Below are 21364 nucleotides of genomic sequence, written 5' to 3' on the forward strand. Positions count from 1 at the left end.
GAATGAAAATCTTAAGCTTAGAATTTGAAAACCTAAACTCCTTAAAAGGTCGCTGGAAACTCGATTTCACAAAGTCACCTTTTGCCGAAAATGGCTTGTTCGCGATTACTGGCCCAACTGGAGCCGGTAAAACCACGATTCTTGATGCGATGTGTTTGGCACTGTTCCACCGTACACCACGTTTGAAAAGTATTGCCAAGGGCACCAATGAGCTGATGACACGTGGTACAGGTGAGTGTTTTGCTGAGATTGAATTTGAAGTAAAAGGTAAAACTTACCGCTCCAATTTTCACCATAAGAGAGCGCGCGGCAAACACGATGGGGCACTGCAAACACCGACCTGTGAGCTTGCAGATGCAGATAGCGATGATATTTTAGAAACGCAGCTGACTAAGAAGATTAAGAGGGTTGAAACCGTAACGGGTTTGGATTTTTCTCGATTCACTAAATCGATAATGTTGTCGCAAGGCGAGTTCGCTGCTTTCTTAAACGCAAATGCTAACGACAGAGCTGAGTTACTTGAAGAGTTGACTGGTACAGAAGTCTACAGCTTGATTTCAGAACGGATTTACGATCACTTTAAATCGAGTGAAGAGTCACTTAATCACCTTAAAGCCAAGGCCGAGGGGGTGAGTCTGTTAACGGAAGAACAAATTCAAGAGTTGATAACGGATCGCGATAGATTAGAAGCAGAGCAAGCTGTGTTGGCTCAGCAACTGGTCGAATGGAATGCCCATTTAAGCTGGTGGAAAGACGTAACCAAAACTGACTTGGCTATCGTCAATGGTGAGCAAGACTTAAAACAAGCACAAGATAACCTATCTGAAAACCAACCCTCACTGGATCGCTTAGCTAAAAGCGAGCCTGCAGAAAAATTGCGCCCACTGTATAAAGATGTGCAACGCAGCGATCAAGATGTGCAAGTGACTCAAGCCAACCTTGAATGCAGCACGAAAAGATTAGCTGAGCGAGATGCAGAGAAATCAGCTGCTAGTGACAAGCTTAAAACGCAAAGCGCGCTGGTTGAGCAAATAAAACAAGAACAACAAGATCAAGAGAAGATCATTGAGCAAGTTCGACCGCTAGACAACCAAATCTCAGTATTCAAAGACAAACAAGTCACGGCTGAGAAAAACGTTAAAGCTTTGAATCAACAAGAGGTTGAACAACGTCACAAACATACAGTACTCAGCCAAGCCATCGCTTCTGTTCAGCAACAAGAAAAGATCCATGCACAGTATTTAGAGACGCATCAAGCCGATAAGCAACTCGAAAAATATCTAGGGCAATGGCAATTCAAGGTCGATCAAGTTCGAGCCCTTGAAACGCAGCACACTGAATTATTAAGTAATGTTCAAGGTGCCAACAAAGCGTTAGAAACACAGCAAACGCTAGTACAGACATCTCGAGAGTTGAAACTTACACAAGACAAAACATTGGCTGAACGAATTGCTGTCGAGAATGACGCCAAGCTTAAATGGGACACACTGCAGCAACAAAACAGTGAAGGGGCACTGAATGAAAGCAAAGATCTGCTTGAATATTGGAGCCGTCATACCAACACGCTGGTCGATATCAATCGTGGTTACCTACAAGCCACTCAGCGTATTGCAGTTAAAGAAGCTGAGCTTTATAACCACATTCATTGGTCGGATAAATTGACGAAAGAGCGTGAATTTTTGGTGGAGCGTTACCAAAAAAACAAAACGTCACTTGAACGATTGATTCGTTTAATTGAGCAAGAAGGCGAACTCGCGAAGTATCGCGCGGCGTTGCAGCCGGGGATGGATTGTCCATTGTGTGGTTCAGCCAACCATGCGATTGAACAGTCACAAGATCTGACGGATTTGATTTCACAAAAAAAACGTGAAGAACAAGCTCTCGCGGTTATTGAAAAAGAAGGCACTGAACATCGCCAGCAGTTGGATTCGATTGTACCAATCATTAATGGGATTAAAGATGAGCTTAAACGTACGCAGGCTGATGTTGAACAAGCAAAGTTAAATTGGGCAAACACCTTAAATAAACTTGAACAAGTGTATGTGAGTTTTGTGTCTCAAGGTGGCTTGCTAAACGTCAAGCTACCGTCTATTGAGGCACTAGGTGATAGTGAAACGGTAAGCTTTTTTACTGAATCTTGTGAGCAACAGCTTAACGAAGTTATTCACCAGTTACGTGCCGTGATTGATGCGAAAAATGTTTACCTAGACGCTGAAAAACAACGTACAACCGCAAGCATCATGGCCAATAAAGCGCAGGCGAACTTGGAGTTATCGGAACAACGTCTAACGGATCTAACTACGAAAACGCAGGCTCAGGTTGATCAAGCTGAAAAGTGCGCCCAATCCAAAGCATTGCAGTGGACTGAACTTAAAGAAAGTATTGCTGAGACCTCGATTGAGGCGCCAGAACTTGAACATATTGACGCTTGGTTTGCTCAAAAAAAGGAAGCTTCTGATTTATGGCAAGCGACGAAGCTGCAACACGATGAGTTAGATAAACAGTTGATTAGTAAGCGTGCCGAGCTGACAGCACTCGATGACAAATTGGAATCGCTAACCAACGAGACCGCTAACGCAAACCTTGAGGTTGAATCTTTAACTAAAGAGCTAGCGTCGATCACTGAATCAAGAAAACAATTGTTTGGTGATAACGATGTTCAGTCAACGATTCAAGCAATGAAGCAAAAAATGAGTGATGCCGTCACTAACCTTGAAGTATCTCAAACAGAATTCAACGGTTGTGAACGCGAACATCTAAAAGAACAAACTAAGCACGCCAGTTACACCGAAGAATTGGCGACAAAACAACAGGCACAAGTTGAAATGAAGCAATTGTGGGACCAGGCGTTAGCGTCGAGTCCTTTCGCAACTGATGCCGACTTTGAGTCTTCACTGCTTGATGAAGCGTTAACCGCACAACTGCGAAGCTTGAAGAAGACACTTGATGAAGCAATCGTGAGTGCTCAGGCAAGGTTGAACAGTGCCAAAGCTAATCGATCTGAGCTGCAAGATCATGAAAAAGCCGCAACGTGGAGCACCACACCGCAAAGTGAAGTCGAGCAGGCGACGGTTGAATATCAAAACAAACGACAGAGCCATGCTTCTCAAATTGGTGCAATTTCTGCGAATTTAGAAACGGACCGTCAAAACCGTAGTAACCAACAAGATCTGTTTAAGCTAATTGAAGCACAGCAATTAGAGTTTGATGATATCTCACGTTTGAACTCTTTGATTGGTTCCAGAAATGGTGACAAATTCCGTAAGTTCGCTCAAGGCTTAACCCTTGAGAATTTGGTATATCTAGCTAATAAGCAGTTGCAACGTTTGCATGGCCGTTACGAGTTACAACGTAAAGCGGATGACGGGTTAGAACTGCAAGTGTTAGATACCTGGCAGGGCGACGTGATGCGAGATACCAAAACGCTCTCGGGTGGTGAAAGCTTCTTGGTGAGTTTGGCATTGGCATTGGCGCTATCTGACCTTGTGAGCCACAAGACCAGTATTGATTCACTGTTCCTCGACGAAGGCTTCGGCACGCTAGACAGCGATACCTTGGATATTGCCTTAAACGCATTAGATAACTTGAATGCTTCAGGCAAGATGATTGGTGTAATAAGCCACGTTGAAGCATTGAAAGAGCGTGTCCCGGTTCAGTTGAAAGTAACTAAGCACTCAGGCCTTGGTGTGAGTGAAATGGAATCTCAATACAAAGTGACTGCTTAATTAAAAGTTACCGATCAGTTAACAGTTATGGCTTAATTATTAGGTGCCCGACTTAGTTGTTACTCCTTCTCGAGAGTGACGAAGTTGGGCATATTCATAATATCTTTGTCGACATTGTTTAATTTGGGTTCGTTCATAAAAAGATGTGACTGTTTGTTGTTCTACTTTGTTTTTCGCTAATTTGAGCGAATACAACAGTAGGATAGAAGCCGCCCTAACCGTCATCCCCTAAGGCGAGACTCGAGTATCGTCGAAAGCTTCTCTCTGATAATCACATCTTTCATTTCTTCAGTTAATATTTCTATCTGCAGATAACTCATGTATAAAGGCGGCATGAAGATACCTAAAAGAATACAGCCCTTAGTTGACGATGGTTTAGTCGACGAGGTGACAAGCCAACTCATGAGTGGCAAAGAAGCATCAGTGTACATAGTACGCTGCGGCGATACGATCCGTTGTGCCAAGGTTTATAAAGAAATAAGCCAACGTAGCTTTAAGAAAGCAACAGCCTATCGAGAAGGGCGAAAGGTCCGTAATAGCCGTCGCGCTAGAGCCATGGAAAAAGGGTCTGGTTTTGGTCGTGAGCAACAAGAAAAAGTATGGCAAAGTGCTGAAGTTGATGCCTTATATAAACTGGCAGAAGCGGGCGTAAGGGTACCGCAACCTTTTGGTTGTTTCGATGGCGTGTTGCTAATGGAGTTGGTTACCGATGACGATGGCTATGTCGCACCTCGATTGAACGATGTCGTGATGCCCGCTGAACAAGCGATTGAAGATCACCAAGTGATGATGAGCTACGTGGTGAAAATGCTATGTGTTGGCCTGATTCATGGCGATTTGTCTGAGTTCAATGTTCTTGTAGATGAATATGGTCCAGTGATCATCGATTTGCCGCAAGCCGTCGATGCTTCTGCAAATAATAATGCAGAGTGGATGTTGACTCGTGATGTTAATAATATCCGTGACTATTATGCTCAGTTTGCGCCCGAGTTATCAACGACAGAGTACGCCAAGGAAATGTGGGCATTATATGAAAAAGGTGATCTAAAGCCAGACAGTAAGCTTACTGGTGAGTTTAAGGAAAGCGATGATTTGGCGGATATCGAAGCTATCATGCAAGAAATTGACTCTGCGAGAATCGAAGAGCAACACCGGAGAGATCGTGTAAAAGAGGCCAAAGACGGGGTCGATGAGAGTAAGTTTAATTGGTCTGAGTAATCGTACTCATTCAGACTTGTACTGATCAGTTTTGGGCGTTATTTGACCGCTTATATGCCTCTGTTTTTGAAATGATAGCTTTAGTGTCAACGAGCCGCTTTAACCAAATTAACCCAGCAGAGTCACAACTCTGTTGGGTTTTCTGTTTTTACTCACTACCACGTCAATTGCTCACCATTGTAGGCGTAAAAATTGCCACTGCTCTTTGGCGTTGCACCGCTAATAATCTTAACCAGTTGATGAGCGACGTAATCCGATTTGAACAGCTTTCCTTCTGGAACATTCGCCTGAAAAGGCTTTGAAAGTGATGTGTCGGTTGTTCCTGGGTGCAGTGCTAAGACTGTTCCTTGCTTTATAGTCCGTCGCCATTCAATCGACATGGTTTTAATGAACATATTCAACGCCGCTTTCGATGAACGGTAGCTGTACCAACCGCCTAATCTGTTATCTGAAATACTGCCGACTTTGGCTGAAACGACGGCGAACTTTGGATTGTCGCTGGATTTGAGAATCGGAGTGAAATGCTTAGCCAACAACAGGCTTGGTAACGTATTGACCGAGATATTTTTCAGAAAAAATTCTGGTGCAATGGACGACAAGTTCTTTTCTGGCCCAAGGTCTGGTGTGTGAAGCATCCCTACACAGTTGATTAACCAATCAAGTCGATTAAATTTTGCGCTCAGTTGTGCGACTTCCGCTTCGCTGGTTGCGTCGAGTTGATGCCAATGAAGTCGTTTGTCTTCAAGAGTAGGCCGTTGATAGTGGTAAGTCGCGTCTACATGTACATCAAGAAAATCAAAATGAGACAGTTCAGACAAGAGGCGTTGAACGACAGCGGAACCAATACCGCCACTCCCACCAATAACCAATACTTGTAGTCTGAGTTGTTCCACCATTATAAGTTCTCCAAGTTCATCAGTCGTTGTTCTGCGGTGTCGAGAATGGCTTGTTGGTCTTGTTCGTCCATATTGTCCCAAGATCGATAAAGCATGCCCATTCTAGGGTTTCGGTTTAACTCATCACGATGTAGGTTCATAAAGCGCCAGTACAAGCTGTTGAACGGACAAGAGGCTTCACCACTGCGCGCTTTTATTTGGTAATGACAGCCTTTACAGTAATCACTCATACGATTGATGTATGAACCACTGGCAGCATAGGGCTTAGTTCCTACGATACCTCCATCAGCAAATAGCGCCATCCCTCGTGTATTTGGCATTTCGACCCATTCAATCGCATCTACGTAAATGCCAAGGTACCAACCGTCGACTTGGTCAGGGTCTATGCCAGTTATCAAACAGAAGTTGCCAGTGATCATCAGCCTCTGAATGTGATGTGCATAAGCAAACTCAAGAGATTGACCAATTGCATGCTTCATGCAATTCATTTTGGTTTGACCATCCCAAAAGTAATGAGGTAATTGTCGGTTGGCTGAATAATGGTTTTTATTGGCATAAGCGGGCATGTTAGCCCAATACACGCCACGAATGTATTCACGCCAACCGAGTATCTGACGTACGAAACCTTCCACCTGCGCAATATCGATGCTTGCTTTATCTTGAGCTTTAGAGGCTTCATAAGCCGAGAGTGCCGCATCAATGACTTCGCGAGGGCTGAGCAGCTTGCTGTTCAATGTGAAGGAGAGGCGACTATGATACAAACTCCACCTTGCATCGTGTTCTGTGATCATTGCATCTTGAAATTGACCGAACAATGGCAAGCAGACTTGGCAAAAATGGGCGAGTAGAGACAAGCTTTGAGCACGGTTCACTGGCCATAAGAGTTGACTGTCATCTTCGCCAATCGTTTTAACGTGATGCCGCTCGATACGCTTCAAAATGTCCGAGATATTGTTAGCGAACATCAAAGGCTGTGGTAAGTTGCTAATGTCTTGCTTCTTAAGCTTTTTACGGTTATTGGCATCGTAATTCCACTTACCACCAACCGGTTTTTCATCTTCCAACAGAATGTTAAAACGTTTTCTCATTCGGCGATAGAAGTGTTCCATCATGATGTGTTTATCTTGCGGGAACTGCGTTTCTATCTCCTCAAACGGAAATAAGAAGTGCTCTGTATCGCAACACCCTTTGGTGACATTGGTTAGCTTGAGCTTCGCCATTTGCTGAAGCAGACGATATTCATCTGGCCTCTGGTATTCGAACTTGTCAGCATCGAACTCGTGTACATAGTGTTGAAGTAGGCCGTCTAGGTTTTCAAATTGCGCCGTGTCATCCAGTGTTAAATGCAGCACCTGATGACCTTGTTGGGTGAGTTCTTTAGCGAAGTAAGACATGGCGGAGAAAAATGCCACGACTTTCTGAATGTGAGAATCAACGTAATCGGTTTCTTGTTTGAGCTCTGCGATTATGTAAATGACATCATCGTTAACTTGCTGAAACCAAGAGTGCTCAATGTTGAGTTGGTCACCTAAGATCAGGCGCACAGTATTGAATTTCATAACACGTCCTAGTTTATAAACGTATGGTGTGAATCGTAGGTATCAGTTTGATAAGCAAATCAAATTATTGTGATTTATTAGCTATTAGATGACTACGCGCTGACAAGCCGCCAAGATCACAAATTATTTTTGAGAGACAGAGATAGGAAGGGTTTAGTTTAGGTCAAAAGCAAGATATAAAGAGGTCAGCATAAGCCAACCAATAATACCGATAGAGGTTGGCAGTGACGTTGGTTTTATACCAAAACAGTTATTCCATAGGAACCACGAGAATGTCGACCGGAGATGTGTCGATAAGCTGCTTTGAATGGGAAATGATTTTGTGCCAAAAATCATGATGGTGCCCACACAGCAATAGGTCTACCCCGTGTGTTTCAATCGTGTTTTTGAGCTTATCGTTCAAATCCCCTGTACCCACAAATATATGTTTAATTGGCTGGTTGGCGTAAGTTTCGAATACTCTTAACTTTGTTATCGCATCTTCATTGAAAGGTAAATCAATATTATCTTCATGAATATCAACGAGTTCTGGGTAAATTTCTCCGTGAGTCCCGTCGATATAGACAAACGAAATGCTTGCTTCTAGTTTGTCTGCGAAGAAGATCGCTTTATCAATGAGGATTTTAGTGTCGTCAGTTAGCTCAAGTGCGACCAGAATATGTCGGTATTCCATAATTAAAGCCTATTGTTGTGAGTGATGTACTAAGCATAGTTTTTGTTTGAGCAAATGATATCGAAGGGATCTCATATTGGCGAAAATCATCATGCAAAGATCTTCTAAACACTTTCACATATATATCACTTTGATTGATAAGAAATTTACAAAAGGTTGTTATAGTGATGCGAGTTCGATGCTCGACAAAGCCATGAGAAGGCATATCAAAGCCACATATCGTTACTTTACGTGATTCGACAGATCAATCGCTAATAACTAAGAGACATCCATGACCGTACTACTCACTATTCCCACTCGAACATTAGGCTTTGATTACGACATTGAAATTAGTGACTGGTCGCAAAAGCTCATTGGTTTTCATGTGCTTAAAGATGAACGACGCCCGCTTGATGGTGGGATTGGCTTAAGTTTAAATCTCATTGAGCAATTTGATGTAACTGGTCGCTGGTTAGATTCGTTGCCGGCTCGGTATCGTGAAATCACAGACGATTTTCCAGAGTACCAATATCAAATGTTGTGGTTAGCTGCGAATACGTATGAAGCGGCACAATTGTTGGAATTACGTCCGGTTATTTTGGCATTGATCTGTATGAAATACAGCGTCGATAACCAAAGTGCATTGGATCTGAGCCGTTTAGGGCAAAAGAAAATTCTCGCAAAACTGGGGTTAGATAGCAGTAAAGCAACGCTTAAGTTCATCGATAAGTTAGAATTACACTACAATGTGGGTGATGAGCTTGACCATATTGTACGTATTCTTGAACCGCTGCAAAGGCGCGTCCTCAAGTTCAAGCATTACTCTAAAGTGGGTTATACTGCCTTGCGGTTGGATCAGGTTCATCCGTTTTTAACTGGCAGCCGATTGGGTATCGCAATGGTTGAAGAGGGAAGGCTCAATACACCGTCGAAAATGGCTATGTTTCAAGATGCGATATTATTGGGGCAGGATTTAGACATCGATGACCCTCTGCGTTCAATCACCAGCCAGAACTCATTTGCAATGTTTGAACAACTTCATGATCGTTGGACAGAGCAGCGTCAGTTGCGTCGTTTAGAGGGAAATCGCCCTGTAGATATGGATATACCTTATCCTGTTCCGTTGTTAGGTAATGATAATATCCACCCCATTATCGATTACTACGATCTTGAGCAAGAGGGCGTGGAGCAAAAACACTGCATTGGTGTATATCATAACCGCATCATGAGCGATCGCTATATCGCGTTTCGTATGTTTAAACCACAAAGGCTAACCATAGGTTTGCGCCGAGCTCCTAACAAGTCGTTTCCTTTTGAAATCGACCAAATCTGCGGGAAACGTAATGCGCCACCTACAGAGGCAGCGCGACGAGTCATCCTCGATTGGCTAGAAGCGAGCAAAATACAGTTGAAACAGAAAATACAATCGCTTTAATATAGTGAGCTAAGTTGCTTATTGAGAGGGCGATCAGACAAAAAAGTGGTATTTAGACAATGTGACCAACACTCGTCTACTGGAAATGCATCAACCTGCAAATTCTAGTGTATATATACCCGATATCTTGCTGCTAAATCAGGCAACTAACGGTTATATAAGCTATCAGTACGATTTATTACTGCAGTGGTTGAGCAACAAGCTTATATTGACTAGAATGACGCACTTTTTTTATTTACGCACATACAGGTAATGAACATGAGCGATACTAATTCAAAACCAGCTTTACCAGATCATCTTGCAGGCAACCCACGCAGCCCACATCACGTGGCTGAGTGTTTCGAATACCCAATCGGCATTCGTCTAAATGGTAAAGAGCGTACGGATGTTGAAGAATACTGCATCAGCGAAGGTTGGGTTAAGATCCCTTCTCCTAAAGCGCTAGATCGTCGTGGTCAACCTATGCTTATTACTCTTAAAGGTACTGTAGAAGCGTTCTACATCGAAGAGTAATCGTTGGAGTAACTCGCTAATCTTTGGTGTCATTATCAAATATAGAGTTACCAAGCGTTATCACTTTAAAGGGCTTAGAGAATTCTAGGTCCTTTTTGTTTTTCTGCATTTTCAATTGCTACAAGACTACTGTCTGTTACTCCCTTACTGAGGGCTAACTGACTGAACCTTATATTCAAACTGGAAAGATCATGGAAGAAAGAAGCCAAGCTTATCTCGATAGCTACCTAAGCACATTGCCAGCCGAAGTGGCTTCGCAATACACCTCTTTTAGTGCCGACTATTACTGTGCCGACGAATACAACGCCAACTTGTGTGCACAGTTGATTCTTAAAGGTGAAAAACAAGCGTCTTGCAGCCTTGAATATTGGTACAGCCATGAAGGGGAAGCGATGCCTGTCGTAGGACATTTGCAAGTCGTCACCGATTGGGATGGCAAGCCAGTTTGCATTGTAGAGATTACCTCATTGTCATTGTGCAAATACAATGAAGTAACCGCTGAATTTGCTGCCGCAGAAGGTGAGGGTGATAAAACACTCGAATGGTGGAGAGAAGCGCACTGGAACTTCTTCTCTCGTGAATGTGAAGAGCTAAAAATCTCGCCAACTGAAGACATGATGCTGGTATTAGAGCGCTTCAAAGTGGTTCATCAATAAAAGGTATTTTTTGATTCATAATGTGTGGCACTTTATGTTTAGGTTATAGTGGCCAATAAACAGTAATAAGGTCGACAACAATGAGCTTAACCGTTCGAGAAGTTTTTATTGGCTCGCTTAAACATTAGATAATTCATCGTATGCAGGAGGCTAGATGACAAAGCTAATCGAGTTAACAGAAATAGTCATATTCGACTGGGGCAATACGCTGATGGTCGATTTACCAGACGCACAAGGGAAGATGTGTGACTGGGAAACTGTACAAGAAGTGAGTGGTGCTCGTGCATTACTGGCTGAACTCTCCAAAAATCATCAAGTCTACGTTGCCACCAATGCTGGCGATTCCAGTAAAGACGACATGATTCGTGCCTTCGAGCGTGTTGGCCTGTCTCAATATATCTTGGGTTACTTTTGTAAGGCGAGCATTGGTTTTTCTAAGTTAGAGCCGGGCTTTTATCCTGCCATCATTTCCCAGCTAGGTGTTGAACCACAAGACACCACCATGGTAGGTGACACCTTAGAGAAAGACATTTACCCAGCACTTGAAGCGGGTTTGAATACGGTGTGGTTGAACACGGAAGGTGCTGATCTTAAGTCAGAGCATCCGAATATAATGCAAGTTCAAAGCCTAAGCGAACTGTTGGAGAAGCGCGATTAATTCTCTGATATTAAGTTCAGATAAAGCGCTTGTCTGTTTTGACGCCAATCTCTCATCTCTTTGTTGTTTAATCCTCTAAGCTAACTCTAGTTTCCACTATGAGGGCTAAGTTATGAGTATCGAACGTCACGGAATATCGGTCGGAATTGAACGTGTTAGCGGTGAAACCATCGTTGTGTTCAAAGCGAAAGGCAAACTCACACACGATGACTACCAAGCAATGATGCCAATTCTAAATACCACGCTAGAAGAACTCGATTCATCTAAACTCAAGATGCTGGTCGACATCTCTACCTTAACGGGTTGGGAGTTACGTGCTGCTTGGGATGATTTCAAACTGGGATTAGAGCTCAATTCGAAGATAGACAAAATCGCGATTTATGGTGATAAAAGCTGGCAAGAATTCGCTTCAAAAGTAGGGAGCTGGTTTGTGTCTGGTGAGATTAAGTCATTCGAAGACCATGACTCTGCGCTTAAGTGGTTAGTCGATTGATTCTATCTACGAACAACTAGAAAGCAATCCGTAAACAACGCCAATGACAGTTGACGAGCATTGTCTCGAACGCTGTCATTTTTCGGTTTGGCAATGATATTTCCTATTCGATTCAATAGAGTATATTCATTGCAGCGTGTAACATACCCAGGCTTTGTTTGGTCGCGACTAATGGTGTGGCTAGATTCAGTAATAACGAGAACTAAAACAGAAAGAAGGTCTAACGACATGCATAAGGTAATTGATAAGCTGGCTTGGATATTCATCAAAGACGGTAAGCTATTGATGGTGAGATCCAAAGGCAAAGAACTGTTCTACCTACCGGGTGGTAAGCGTGAAGCTGGCGAAAGTGATGAGCAAGCACTGCTTCGCGAAATCAAAGAAGAGATCTCAGTCGATTTAGTGCCTAATTCCATCAAATACGTCGAGACGTTTACAGGTCAAGCTGATGGTAAAGCGGAAGGTGTATCGGTGCAATTGACTTGTTACCTTGCTGATTATACTGGCGAACTGTCTCCAGATGCTGAAATCGAAGAACTTAAGTTTGTTGATGGCAACGACAGAGCGGTATGTTCACTGGCAGCACTGGTTGCGCTTGATTGGTTAGAAGCGAACCAGTATTTGGCTTAAGGTTTTGGCTGATATTAGCTAATGCTGAAAATTGATCTTCAAAAGATCATCGCTTACGAATAGCTTGAAGGGCGGCTGTCTTTCATCAACAGGTCGAGTTTCCTTTGAGCTTTCTTCGTGTCTTGTAAATCCACCACCTCAATCATTTCACACTCATCTCGTACCATCTCGTTAATTAGGCTTGGGTAGTGTCGGCAATCTTCTGGTCGGTCTAAGTAAATGCTACATGTGTACTTGGCTTGAGCCTTGGTGTCTTTCGTCGGAACCCGCTCCAGAAAAGGGCAGCGAGTTAAACGTTCGCCAGATTCAGGGTCAAACCAAATCTCGCTTCCTCGAACATATTCAAAGATGTCTGGGTTGAACAGCTCCCACAAATCGATCTCTTCTTGAGTCGCGGCAAGGTCGCCATCTCCGTATTTGATACAGCATTTTCCGCATTGATTACAATCTTTCATTATCGACTTCATAAGTTGGTGAGCTTTTATCATTTTACCACTGATAGGCGTGGCACGTTGACTTTGTTGTTCATGGTTCAGTCGTTACGGGGCGGGAGCTTGGAGTTATGGCGCTTAAAGTCAATTTATCTATGTACCACCACTCCAATCAAAGCTGTAAACAGTGATACAATTTGCGTCTCTCACGTAATTCAAGCAAAGGCATCAAAATGAGAACCGTATACACCACCGAAGGCAACATCAACGCAAAGAAACAAAAAGAGGCTTACCCAAAGTTCGCTTTATGTGAAAAGTGCGTTGGTGATTATGTGGTTATCGAGCAAGGTGAACGAACTTACAAGCCTTGTGCTAAATGTGGTGCCGACGATTAATGCGCCTTGATAAATACCTATGTAAAAGCACAGACCTAACCAAGCCTGAAGCGATTGAACGTATCCATAATGGCGAGGTGTACGTAAACAGTGAAACAATCACCGATGAATCTGCTCAGGTTCATGAAAGCAACACCATCTTGTTGAATGGCACGCAGCTTAAGTTACGGGAATTTCGATACCTCCTAATGCACAAGCCAGCGGGTACTATTTGCTCCAATATCGATGAAGTTTATCCCTCGCTGTTCAACTACATTGAGATAGACAAAGCATCAGAACTACACATCGCGGGGCGCTTAGATGCCGACACCACAGGCTTAGTCTTGATTACCGATGATGGGCGCTGGTCATTCAATATCACACTGCCAACCAAGTCATGTAAGAAGGTGTACCGCGTGACATTGTCACGAGATATAAAAGAGGATGTCGCTGACAAGTTTAAAGCGGGCATTCAATTGCAAGGCGAGCAAAAACTGACGCGTCCAGCAGAGCTCGAAGTGATTACCAGTAAAGAAGTGCTGTTGACCATTACAGAAGGCAAGTTTCATCAAGTAAAACGAATGTTTGCTGCGGTAGGTAATCGAGTTGTGGGACTACACCGTGAACAGATTGGTGATGTTCGTTTAGATGTTGAAGCAGGTCAGTGGCGTTATTTAACCAAAGCCGAAGTCGACTCATTTCAGCAAGACTCTGAATAAGAGCTCTGAATAAACGCCGTAACTACTTAAAGCGTTAAGCGTATCAGCACCAGAACATCAACACTATAAGGATGTAGGATGGAAAACCTCAAAGTCTCAGAAATTAAGTCTTTCGTACCCGCGAAAGACTTCGATTTATCCAAGCGTTTTTACCAGTCAATCGGCTTTGAAGTGATGTCTGAATTTACAGACGTATTCATCGGCGACAACGTGATGATTGCGCCTAACGTGACCATCGCCACTGGCACACATCCCATCAGCCCAGAACTCAGGCTAAAAGCAGCGCAGTTCAATGTTCCTGTTCGTATTGGCAACAACGTATGGCTTGGCGCACACACCGTGGTACTTCCCGGTGTCACCATTGGTGAAAACTCAGTAATAGGCGCAGGGAGCATCGTTACCAAAGACATCCCAGCTAATGTCGTCGCAGTAGGCAACCCATGCAAAGTGGTACGCGAAATCAACGAACGAGACCGAGAGTATTACCACAAAGATCGCCGCATTCCAAATTAACTAAAGTAAGCGATTTTTCACACGCCTGAAATTAGCTGTGACATAAGCCATTGTTATTTAATAGCTTAGTTGCATATTGCTTGCCTATCTTAGAAACTAGAAAGAATTATTCTGGATTTAAATACGGAATTTTTCTGTTTGATAGCTGTAATGTCTTAGTGTTTATACAGGGTTAGGTAAAGAACGAGAACTCGGATTTATAGCCTGTGTACGTTCGCAGGCTTTCTTAACCATTTGCTAGAGTGACATTTCAATGAGCATGGAGGTTTTATAATGGGTACTGTAATCGGTTTGGTGATTCTAGTTGCTATAGATTGGTATCTTGTCCGTAAAACAGGGCTTCATATTCATAAATGGATCTCTAAAAAGTATGCCGCGTATCTGTCGGAGAAGGGAAACAAAAAAATAGCCTTTCTTATTAAGCCATCGGTATAAAAAGCGTTATCTGCTATTCATTTTACACACATTGCAAAGATTGGAGGATTCATGAAAGGTAAAGGAAAATGCCTATGTGGCTCGGTTGAGTTGGAAGTAGAGTACGCCAGTAATGAATTGGGGGCTTGTCATTGTAGTATGTGTAGAAATTGGTCTGGCGGTCCGATGTTAGTCATTGATTGCGCTGACTCAGTTAAAATATCAGGTGAATCAAATGTAGTGAGATATAAGTCATCAGATTGGGCTGAGAGGGGGTTCTGCGGTAAATGTGGTACTCACTTGTTTTACTTTTTGGTGCCAAATAATCAGTATCACCTTCCTGTCGGTTTATTGATGTCTGGGGATGACTACAAGTTAACTCATCAGATATTCATCGACGAAAAGCCCGAATACTACGAATTTAAAAATGAAACACATAATATGACTGGTGCAGAAGTATTTGCCCACTTTGAAAGTGGAGAGTAATCACTGGGTTTACGGTGCGACGGTTTAGTTTTGGTGGTTCGTCGTTGCTCAGCGTGAACTTATTTTCGTTGGGCAATGTACGATTCGTGATCAGATAAAAAGAGAACTATGAAAATAACGACACTGGTTGATAACTCTCGACTGGATAACGGGACAGACTTAACCTTTGAGCGCGCTGTTCTGGCTTAGAAGTAAAGCTTGGGCTTCATGTATGCAAAGTTCAGGGAAAGAATGAAAGTATTGATTGCAGGGGCTAGTGGGTACATTGGCCGTCACGTTACATCGCTATTCGCAAAAAGTGGCTTTGAAGTTTTTACATACGGTAGAGACAAAATCGTCACACCTCTTACAGTCGGGTTGATAGAAAACAGGTCCGATTTTGAAGGCTACTTTGATGTGGTTGTGAATTGCGCGCGTCCACATTGGTCACAATTCTCAGCAGATGAAATTGCAGATGTGGAGCAAAGGTTACTATCTGAGTTAGACCTACTTGCCGCTAGAGATGCAACAAAGATACATACATCGGGTGTTTGGCTCTTTGGTAACGCCTCTAGCGCTGATTTGAGTCAATTTAGGCTGAAACCCTTGGAAGCCGTTAGATTAGATGTAGAAACAATACAGAGCGCTATTAGAAACAGATGGCACGTCGTTTACTGTCCTAGTTTGGTTTATGGCGGTGAGAACTGTCAGTTAAAGCGAATTGTAGAATCTTTCGATAGCCAAACGATCCAAGTAGGTATGCCGTCTATAGGATTTAACCAATATGTTCATGTCTATGACATTGCACGGTTCTATTTACTTTTGGCGCAAGGCCGAACCTTAGAAAAACAGCATTTTGTTGCAGAGAATCAAGGTTATAGTCCTGCAAAATTCGCTCAACTCTTATTGGCCGCTAAAGCTGTAACAAAAGTGAGAAAGATCAGTTGGGAAGAGTTTGAGTCAGAAAATGGCTCTATGGCCGTTGGTATTGAACAACTGAATCTAAAACTACCAATTAGTTCTTCGTTTGAGCCTGTCGAGTTAGTTGAAGACTACATAAAACGAAGTATCCAAATGAGATTATCAACATTTGGTATTTAACTCGGCTTGGCGTTAGTGGTAAGTTTGAACGCAATCTCGGCATTGTTAGTCACTTAGCTGTTCGTTTGTCTTTTGGTAAGAATTAAGGAGTTTTAAGTGAGTCAGGAAGTAAGAGTAGGTGTAGCTGCGGTTATTCTACGTGAAGGGCGAGTGTTACTTGGAGAACGAATTGGTTCTCACGGCGCTCATACGTGGGCTACGCCGGGCGGACATCTTGAATGGGGCGAAAGCATTGAAGAGTGTGCCAAACGCGAAACACTCGAAGAGACGGGCTTGGTTGTTAATGCATTTGAGAAGCTCTCTTTTACCAATGATATTTTTGAGAAAGAGAACAAGCACTATATAACGCTGTTTGTTGTTGCTTCTGACGTTAGCGGCGAACCACAGGTGACAGAGCCTGATAAATGTAAGCAATGGAAATGGTTTAAGCTCGATGATTTACCAGAGCCATTGTTTCTTCCTCTGACGAATCTGTTGAGCGATCCAGTCATCCTTGGGAAGCTAGCGCCGTAAACGTGAACGATAGGAGGGCATACCAATGAGAGCACCTTTTCAAGTTTTAGTCTTTCCCTATCAAATAGTCGACACCAAACCTCGGTTTTTAATCGTACGCAGAAGTGACTATGGTGTATGGCAGGCAATATCCGGTGGTGGCGAAAATGATGAATCAATTCTTGAAGCAGCAAAACGAGAGCTTTCTGAAGAAACTCAGTTAGTCGGTGATAACTGGCAGCAGCTTGATTCAATGTGCATGCTTCCAAAAGTATTTTATGCAGGGAATAACAATTGGACTGAGCATCCATTCGTCATTCCTGAGCATTCCTTCTCAGTTAAAGTAACGGAAGATCCTAAATTATCCAATGAACACACAGGTTACCGTTGGTGTGATTACCAAGAAGCTATTGAACTTCTAACATATGACTCGAACAGAAACGCGCTTTGGGAGATTAACGAAAGGCTTTACAAAGCTAGCTAAAGTACACAGATTAATTAACTCTATATTAGAGTGTAAATCCTGATTAGATTCTTACTAATCTCTCGCTATTTAGTGAATAGGAAAATCATGACGTTACGAGTAGTTCCGGAGCTTTATTGTTTCGATATTAATGTGAGCAAATCCTTCTTTGTCGATGTATTAGGGTTTGAAGTGAAATACGAGCGGCCAGATGAGGAGTTTGCTTATCTAACGCTTGATGGTGTTGATGTGATGCTTGAAGGGATCGCGGGCAAAAGTCGAAAATGGCTTTCAGGTGATCTGGAGTTACCTTTAGGGCGTGGCGTTAACTTTCAATGGGATGTTATCGATATCGAATCTCTATATCAGAGAGTTAACGAAAGCGCCGCTGATTCTATTTACTTAGCGTTAGAGTCGAAGTCTTATCAATGTGGTGATTCGATCGCGACTCAGAAGCAGTTCATCGTTCAAACTCCAGACGGTTATCTCTTTAGGTTCTGCCAAGATATTCATTAAATCATGACCTTGTGGTTTAACGAATACTGGTCTTTGCTCGAAATTATTGGATAGACTAAACGTATTAACTGAGTACTAAGGTTGCATTGCTCACGCCCCAGTAATGCGTTATACAAATACTGTGATTAAGAATGAATGAGGATATGTAGTGAGCCATTTACCAGACGAAAGCCAAAAACGATTCATAGCGGTTTTAAGCAAAAAGATGGATTTAGGAAGAACATTGAACGTGCTAGGGCACTTGAGCGTTGGCCTATCTAATCAATTAGAAAGTGACGAGACTTGCTACGTTGACTATGAAGACTTGGATGGCAATGTTCACCAAAACCTATCTCACTATCCTTTCATCGTGCTGAAAGCAGAAAACTCAAATAAGCTTAGAAAAGTGCGCGAAGAAGCGTTCAGTCGTGGTATTAAATTTACTGATTTTACGAGCTCAATGATCGAAGGTGGTTCTGCTGAGCAGCAGCAACGAACCAAAGAAATCAAAGAAGAAGACCTTGAGTATCTTGGTGTATGCCTGTTTGGTGAAACGGAGATTCTACGTGAGTTTACAAAGAAGTTTAGCTTGTATAAGTAACTCACTTGAGTGGTTTAGCTATCTGCTAGTAAGTGCATCGAACATGTTACATAAGCCGTTAATCCAGAGATAGGAAGTCAATGGAATACCAATTAGATATCGAGCCCTCCGATGACGACATTAATGAAGTCAGAGGCGGGTTAATCAAACACAACACACCGTTTCTGGAAGGGATCCCCAAGTCTCAAGTTGCGTACTACGCGATGGTGGAAGGTAACAAAGTCGGTGGCATTATCGCTGACCTTTGGGGAAACTGGTTACTGATTAAGTTCCTCTGGGTCGACGATTCGATGAGAGGAAAGCAAGTCGGCAGTGAGCTACTTGAGCGTATTGAAGAGTATGCGAAGTCTCAAGGTTGTACGTCGTCATTGGTCGATACATTAAGTTTCCAAGCGAAGCCTTTTTATGAGAAACGAGGGTATGAATGCCAGATGGTGTTAGAAAATTACCCTGTAGATTCCTCGCTATCGTTTCTCACCAAGTCGCTCGTCAAAAAATAGCGTATTAAGCGCCCGTTTATACAAGGAGAGTAGAGTGGTCAACATTCGGGAAATGGCAATTTCAGATTACGACTCAGTGATCGCGTTGTGGTGCCAAACAGAAGGTATGAGTATTCGCGATGCCGATTCGAAAGAAAGCATTGGGAGCTATTTAGATCGTAACCCCGGTCTAAGTTTTGTGGCTGAAAGTAACAACGAGATCATTGGCGCTGTGTTGGTCGGAACGGATGGACGTCGTGGGTATTTACAACATTTAGCTGTCTCGGCCAACTTCAGAGGGCAAAAGTTAGGTTGTAAGCTTATAGCAGAGGCGGTCAACGCACTTGCAGGGTTAGGCATCCCGAAGACCCACTTGTTTGTCTATAACGACAACATCAATGCTCAACAGTTTTACGAAAAATTGGGCTGGTTTCCTCGAGATGAAGTTCGAATGTACTCGTTTAATAGCTCGGATAATAGTAACGTTTAGCCTTAAAGGTTCGCGCTGGCTGAGCTTGAATTTGTAACAGATTCGTGCGCATCCGCCTAATATCAAAACAATCCTTGGAGTATTTAGAAATGTTGTTTTCTAGTCTGTCTAAGCCATTGGTTCATGGCTCCGAGTTATGTTCTGAACTGCTCAATTTCTTAACCGAGCATAAGAGTGATTTCGAAGAAAAGCTAATCCCTGATCTGTCATACATCGATGATATGGCACATGTAGTGAACGGTATCAAAATCAAAGAAGTTCAACACATCAGTAGCAATCAATACCGACTTCAATATTCGTTTGATTGGGAGCTGTTTCTAGGATGTTCAGATAGGAATGAAACTGGTGTAGAAAATGGAAGTGTTCTATTCACTCTTGAGGACGATAACGTTCTTAATATCAACTTCCCAAACTACGGTTCTCGAGACACGAGCGATGAGCTTTAAGCTATTTTACGTGGGTGTTATACAAAAGGAAGGACAATGATAACTATCGAAAAGCTTGAAGAGTCTCATGTGGTGTTAGTTCAGGGCATCCAATTAGCCGATGAACAGGTTAAGTTTGCAGGAACAGCTGCAGAGTTTTTATTAGACGGCAGTGAAACGACGCACTTGCACGTGATTAAGTTTGATAACGATGTGGTGGGTTTCTTTAAGCTTGATATCGCTTACGCAGAGCATTACGAATTCTGCCCTGAAGGAAGCATTGGCTTAAGAGCTTTTGTGCTTGATAAAAACCAGCAAGGTAAAGGTTTAGGAACTGGCACGGTCAAAGCTTTGTTTCCATATTTAAAAGCGAATTACTCAGTGTATGAGTTGATTTACTTAACCGTGAATTGCAAAAATCCCGCAGCATTCAACTGTTATAAGAAAGGCGGCTTCGAAGATACTAATGAACAGTATCTAGGTGGCGCAGCAGGCCCGCAATTTATTATGCGTGGGCGAATTGCTTAGTAACATGAAACAAGTTTTCACTAAGCAAAAAAAAGGTATGTTATGAAACAGAATATTGTCCACATTGCACTAGTGGTAAAAGACTACGATGAAGCGCTTGATTTCTATGTAAATAAGCTTAAGTTTGCTCTCATTGAAGACACGTATCTACCAGAAGAAGATAAGCGCTGGGTTGTTGTTGCTCCACCAAATTCAACCGGTGTGAGCCTGTTACTTGCTAGAGCTTCCAAGCCAGAGCAACTTGATTTCATCGGTAACCAAGCTGGTGGACGCGTATTCCTATTCTTAAACACCGATGACTTCTGGCGTGATTACGAACGCATGACATCTTTGGGCATTAACTTTGTCCGAGAGCCTAAAGAGCAAGGTTACGGTACCGTTGCTGTGTTTGAAGATCTTTACGGTAACTTGTGGGATCTGCTTCAGTTAAACCCTGAACACCCTATGGCTAACAGGTAGAAAAGCTTAGCCCACAGCCTTAATTCTAGTCACACGGATTGGCAGGAGCGACATGGAAGTCACAAGGCATCAACCCAAGTATTTAACTGCCTTACAGGCGATCTATCTAGAATCAAGACAGAACACCTTTCATTGGGCTGATACCAACGCTTTTAAGTTATCCGATTTCGAATTCGATACAGAAGGTGAAGAAATATGGGTGGCTGTTTCTGGCAACAAGGTTTTAGGTTTTGCCTCTATTTGGAAACCTGAAAGTTTCATCCATCACCTCTATGTTTGCCCGCGAACGCTACGTTCTGGAGTCGGCTTTGCTTTACTAAATACCTGCAAACAACATTACTCTGATCTGACATTGAAGTGTCTGACTGCTAATGAAAACGCCATTGGCTTTTATCAGTCGCAAGGCTTTGTTATCTCATCCATAAAAGGAGAGGGATTAGAGCGTTATCATTTAATGACTTACCAAGTTTAGTAATAATA

26 protein-coding genes and 1 pseudogene are annotated in these 21364 nt (G+C 42.8%); 23 read left to right on the forward strand and 4 right to left on the reverse strand.

Annotation, left to right across the window (positions count from 1 at the left end; translation table 11 throughout):
• Positions 1-2 precede the first annotated feature (2 nt).
• A complete protein-coding gene (locus ACED48_RS16510) occupies positions 3-3725 on the forward strand; it encodes an SbcC/MukB-like Walker B domain-containing protein (RefSeq protein WP_017057376.1) in 3723 nt (1240 codons plus the stop codon).
• A 333-nt stretch (positions 3726-4058) separates the two neighbouring features.
• Positions 4059-4943 carry a PA4780 family RIO1-like protein kinase gene (locus ACED48_RS16515; RefSeq protein WP_017057374.1) on the forward strand — a complete coding sequence of 295 codons (885 nt, stop codon included), beginning with the start codon at positions 4059-4061 and terminating at the stop codon, positions 4941-4943.
• 155 nt (positions 4944-5098) lie between these two features.
• Here the strand turns inward: ACED48_RS16515 and ACED48_RS16520 are convergent, their stop codons facing one another.
• The 3 genes from ACED48_RS16520 to ACED48_RS16530 form a co-directional block, all read right to left on the reverse strand.
• Complete coding sequence (locus ACED48_RS16520) at positions 5099-5839, reverse strand: SDR family oxidoreductase (RefSeq protein WP_017057373.1); 741 nt, start codon at positions 5837-5839, stop codon at positions 5099-5101.
• Positions 5839-7398 carry a cryptochrome/photolyase family protein gene (locus ACED48_RS16525; protein ID WP_017057372.1) on the reverse strand — a complete coding sequence of 520 codons (1560 nt, stop codon included), beginning with the start codon at positions 7396-7398 and terminating at the stop codon, positions 5839-5841. The genes ACED48_RS16520 and ACED48_RS16525 overlap by 1 nt, the downstream gene beginning before the upstream one ends.
• 250 nt (positions 7399-7648) lie before the next feature.
• Positions 7649-8071 (reverse strand): universal stress protein, encoded by a 423-nt coding sequence (locus tag ACED48_RS16530; RefSeq protein WP_017057371.1) that lies wholly within the window; start codon positions 8069-8071, stop codon positions 7649-7651.
• A gap of 271 nt (positions 8072-8342) precedes the next feature.
• On the opposite strand from ACED48_RS16530, the gene ACED48_RS16535 reads away from it, so the two are divergent.
• The 6 genes from ACED48_RS16535 to ACED48_RS16560 all read left to right on the forward strand — a co-directional run bounded on the left by ACED48_RS16535 (position 8343) and on the right by ACED48_RS16560 (position 12435).
• Positions 8343-9485 (forward strand): PcfJ domain-containing protein, encoded by a 1143-nt coding sequence (locus ACED48_RS16535; RefSeq protein WP_017057370.1) that lies wholly within the window; start codon positions 8343-8345, stop codon positions 9483-9485.
• Positions 9486-9743: 258 nt separating this feature from the next.
• Positions 9744-9998 carry a DUF3297 family protein gene (locus tag ACED48_RS16540; RefSeq protein ID WP_017057369.1) on the forward strand — a complete coding sequence of 85 codons (255 nt, stop codon included), beginning with the start codon at positions 9744-9746 and terminating at the stop codon, positions 9996-9998.
• Between the two features lie 191 nt (positions 9999-10189).
• Entirely contained in the window at positions 10190-10654 is a 465-nt protein-coding gene (locus ACED48_RS16545) for an ASCH domain-containing protein (protein ID WP_017057367.1), read from the forward strand.
• Positions 10655-10808: 154 nt separating this feature from the next.
• Positions 10809-11312 (forward strand): HAD family hydrolase, encoded by a 504-nt coding sequence (locus ACED48_RS16550; RefSeq protein WP_017057366.1) that lies wholly within the window; start codon positions 10809-10811, stop codon positions 11310-11312.
• A 112-nt stretch (positions 11313-11424) separates the two neighbouring features.
• Positions 11425-11805: an STAS/SEC14 domain-containing protein gene (locus ACED48_RS16555; RefSeq protein WP_017057365.1), complete on the forward strand. Its 381-nt coding sequence runs from the start codon at positions 11425-11427 to the stop codon at positions 11803-11805.
• A gap of 228 nt (positions 11806-12033) precedes the next feature.
• Complete coding sequence (locus tag ACED48_RS16560; protein ID WP_017057364.1) at positions 12034-12435, forward strand: NUDIX domain-containing protein; 402 nt, start codon at positions 12034-12036, stop codon at positions 12433-12435.
• Positions 12436-12488: 53 nt separating this feature from the next.
• On the opposite strand, the gene ACED48_RS16565 is transcribed toward ACED48_RS16560, so the two are convergent.
• The gene (locus ACED48_RS16565; RefSeq protein ID WP_017057363.1) at positions 12489-12890 is read right to left on the reverse strand and encodes a YkgJ family cysteine cluster protein; all 402 of its coding nucleotides are present in this window, start codon (positions 12888-12890) and stop codon (positions 12489-12491) included.
• Between the two features lie 209 nt (positions 12891-13099).
• On the opposite strand from ACED48_RS16565, the gene ACED48_RS16570 reads away from it, so the two are divergent.
• From ACED48_RS16570 to ACED48_RS16640, 15 genes and pseudogenes are all read left to right on the forward strand, one after another.
• Entirely contained in the window at positions 13100-13261 is a 162-nt protein-coding gene (locus ACED48_RS16570; protein WP_017057362.1) for a hypothetical protein, read from the forward strand.
• Positions 13261-13959: a pseudouridine synthase gene (locus ACED48_RS16575; protein WP_017057361.1), complete on the forward strand. Its 699-nt coding sequence runs from the start codon at positions 13261-13263 to the stop codon at positions 13957-13959. The genes ACED48_RS16570 and ACED48_RS16575 overlap by 1 nt, the downstream gene beginning before the upstream one ends.
• 192 nt (positions 13960-14151) lie before the next feature.
• A pseudogene (locus tag ACED48_RS16580) lies at positions 14152-14472 on the forward strand (DapH/DapD/GlmU-related protein); the annotation flags it as partial.
• 486 nt (positions 14473-14958) lie between these two features.
• Positions 14959-15372: a GFA family protein gene (locus ACED48_RS16585; RefSeq protein WP_017057358.1), complete on the forward strand. Its 414-nt coding sequence runs from the start codon at positions 14959-14961 to the stop codon at positions 15370-15372.
• A gap of 231 nt (positions 15373-15603) precedes the next feature.
• Positions 15604-16452, forward strand: coding sequence for an NAD-dependent epimerase/dehydratase family protein (locus ACED48_RS16590; protein ID WP_029627129.1), 849 nt, complete (start codon positions 15604-15606; stop codon positions 16450-16452).
• 96 nt (positions 16453-16548) lie between these two features.
• Positions 16549-16965, forward strand: coding sequence for an NUDIX hydrolase (locus tag ACED48_RS16595; RefSeq protein ID WP_017057356.1), 417 nt, complete (start codon positions 16549-16551; stop codon positions 16963-16965).
• 25 nt (positions 16966-16990) lie between these two features.
• Positions 16991-17428, forward strand: coding sequence for an NUDIX pyrophosphatase (locus ACED48_RS16600; RefSeq protein WP_017057355.1), 438 nt, complete (start codon positions 16991-16993; stop codon positions 17426-17428).
• Between the two features lie 87 nt (positions 17429-17515).
• A complete protein-coding gene (locus tag ACED48_RS16605) occupies positions 17516-17923 on the forward strand; it encodes a VOC family protein (RefSeq protein WP_017057354.1) in 408 nt (135 codons plus the stop codon).
• Between the two features lie 148 nt (positions 17924-18071).
• Entirely contained in the window at positions 18072-18503 is a 432-nt protein-coding gene (locus ACED48_RS16610) for a DUF2000 domain-containing protein (RefSeq protein WP_017057353.1), read from the forward strand.
• Positions 18504-18583: 80 nt separating this feature from the next.
• Complete coding sequence (locus ACED48_RS16615) at positions 18584-19003, forward strand: GNAT family N-acetyltransferase (protein ID WP_017057352.1); 420 nt, start codon at positions 18584-18586, stop codon at positions 19001-19003.
• A 34-nt stretch (positions 19004-19037) separates the two neighbouring features.
• Entirely contained in the window at positions 19038-19472 is a 435-nt protein-coding gene (locus ACED48_RS16620) for a GNAT family N-acetyltransferase (RefSeq protein WP_029627127.1), read from the forward strand.
• Between the two features lie 89 nt (positions 19473-19561).
• On the forward strand, positions 19562-19918 hold the full coding sequence (locus ACED48_RS16625; RefSeq protein WP_017057350.1) for a hypothetical protein: 357 nt from the start codon (positions 19562-19564) through the stop codon (positions 19916-19918).
• A gap of 36 nt (positions 19919-19954) precedes the next feature.
• Entirely contained in the window at positions 19955-20425 is a 471-nt protein-coding gene (locus ACED48_RS16630) for a GNAT family N-acetyltransferase (protein WP_017057349.1), read from the forward strand.
• A gap of 42 nt (positions 20426-20467) precedes the next feature.
• The gene (locus ACED48_RS16635; protein ID WP_017057348.1) at positions 20468-20884 is read left to right on the forward strand and encodes a VOC family protein; all 417 of its coding nucleotides are present in this window, start codon (positions 20468-20470) and stop codon (positions 20882-20884) included.
• Positions 20885-20936: 52 nt separating this feature from the next.
• Entirely contained in the window at positions 20937-21356 is a 420-nt protein-coding gene (locus ACED48_RS16640) for a GNAT family N-acetyltransferase (protein WP_017057347.1), read from the forward strand.
• Positions 21357-21364 lie beyond the last annotated feature (8 nt).

Source organism: Vibrio sp. 5S239, assembly GCF_041439575.1.
Taxonomy (GTDB): domain Bacteria; phylum Pseudomonadota; class Gammaproteobacteria; order Enterobacterales; family Vibrionaceae; genus Vibrio; species Vibrio kanaloae.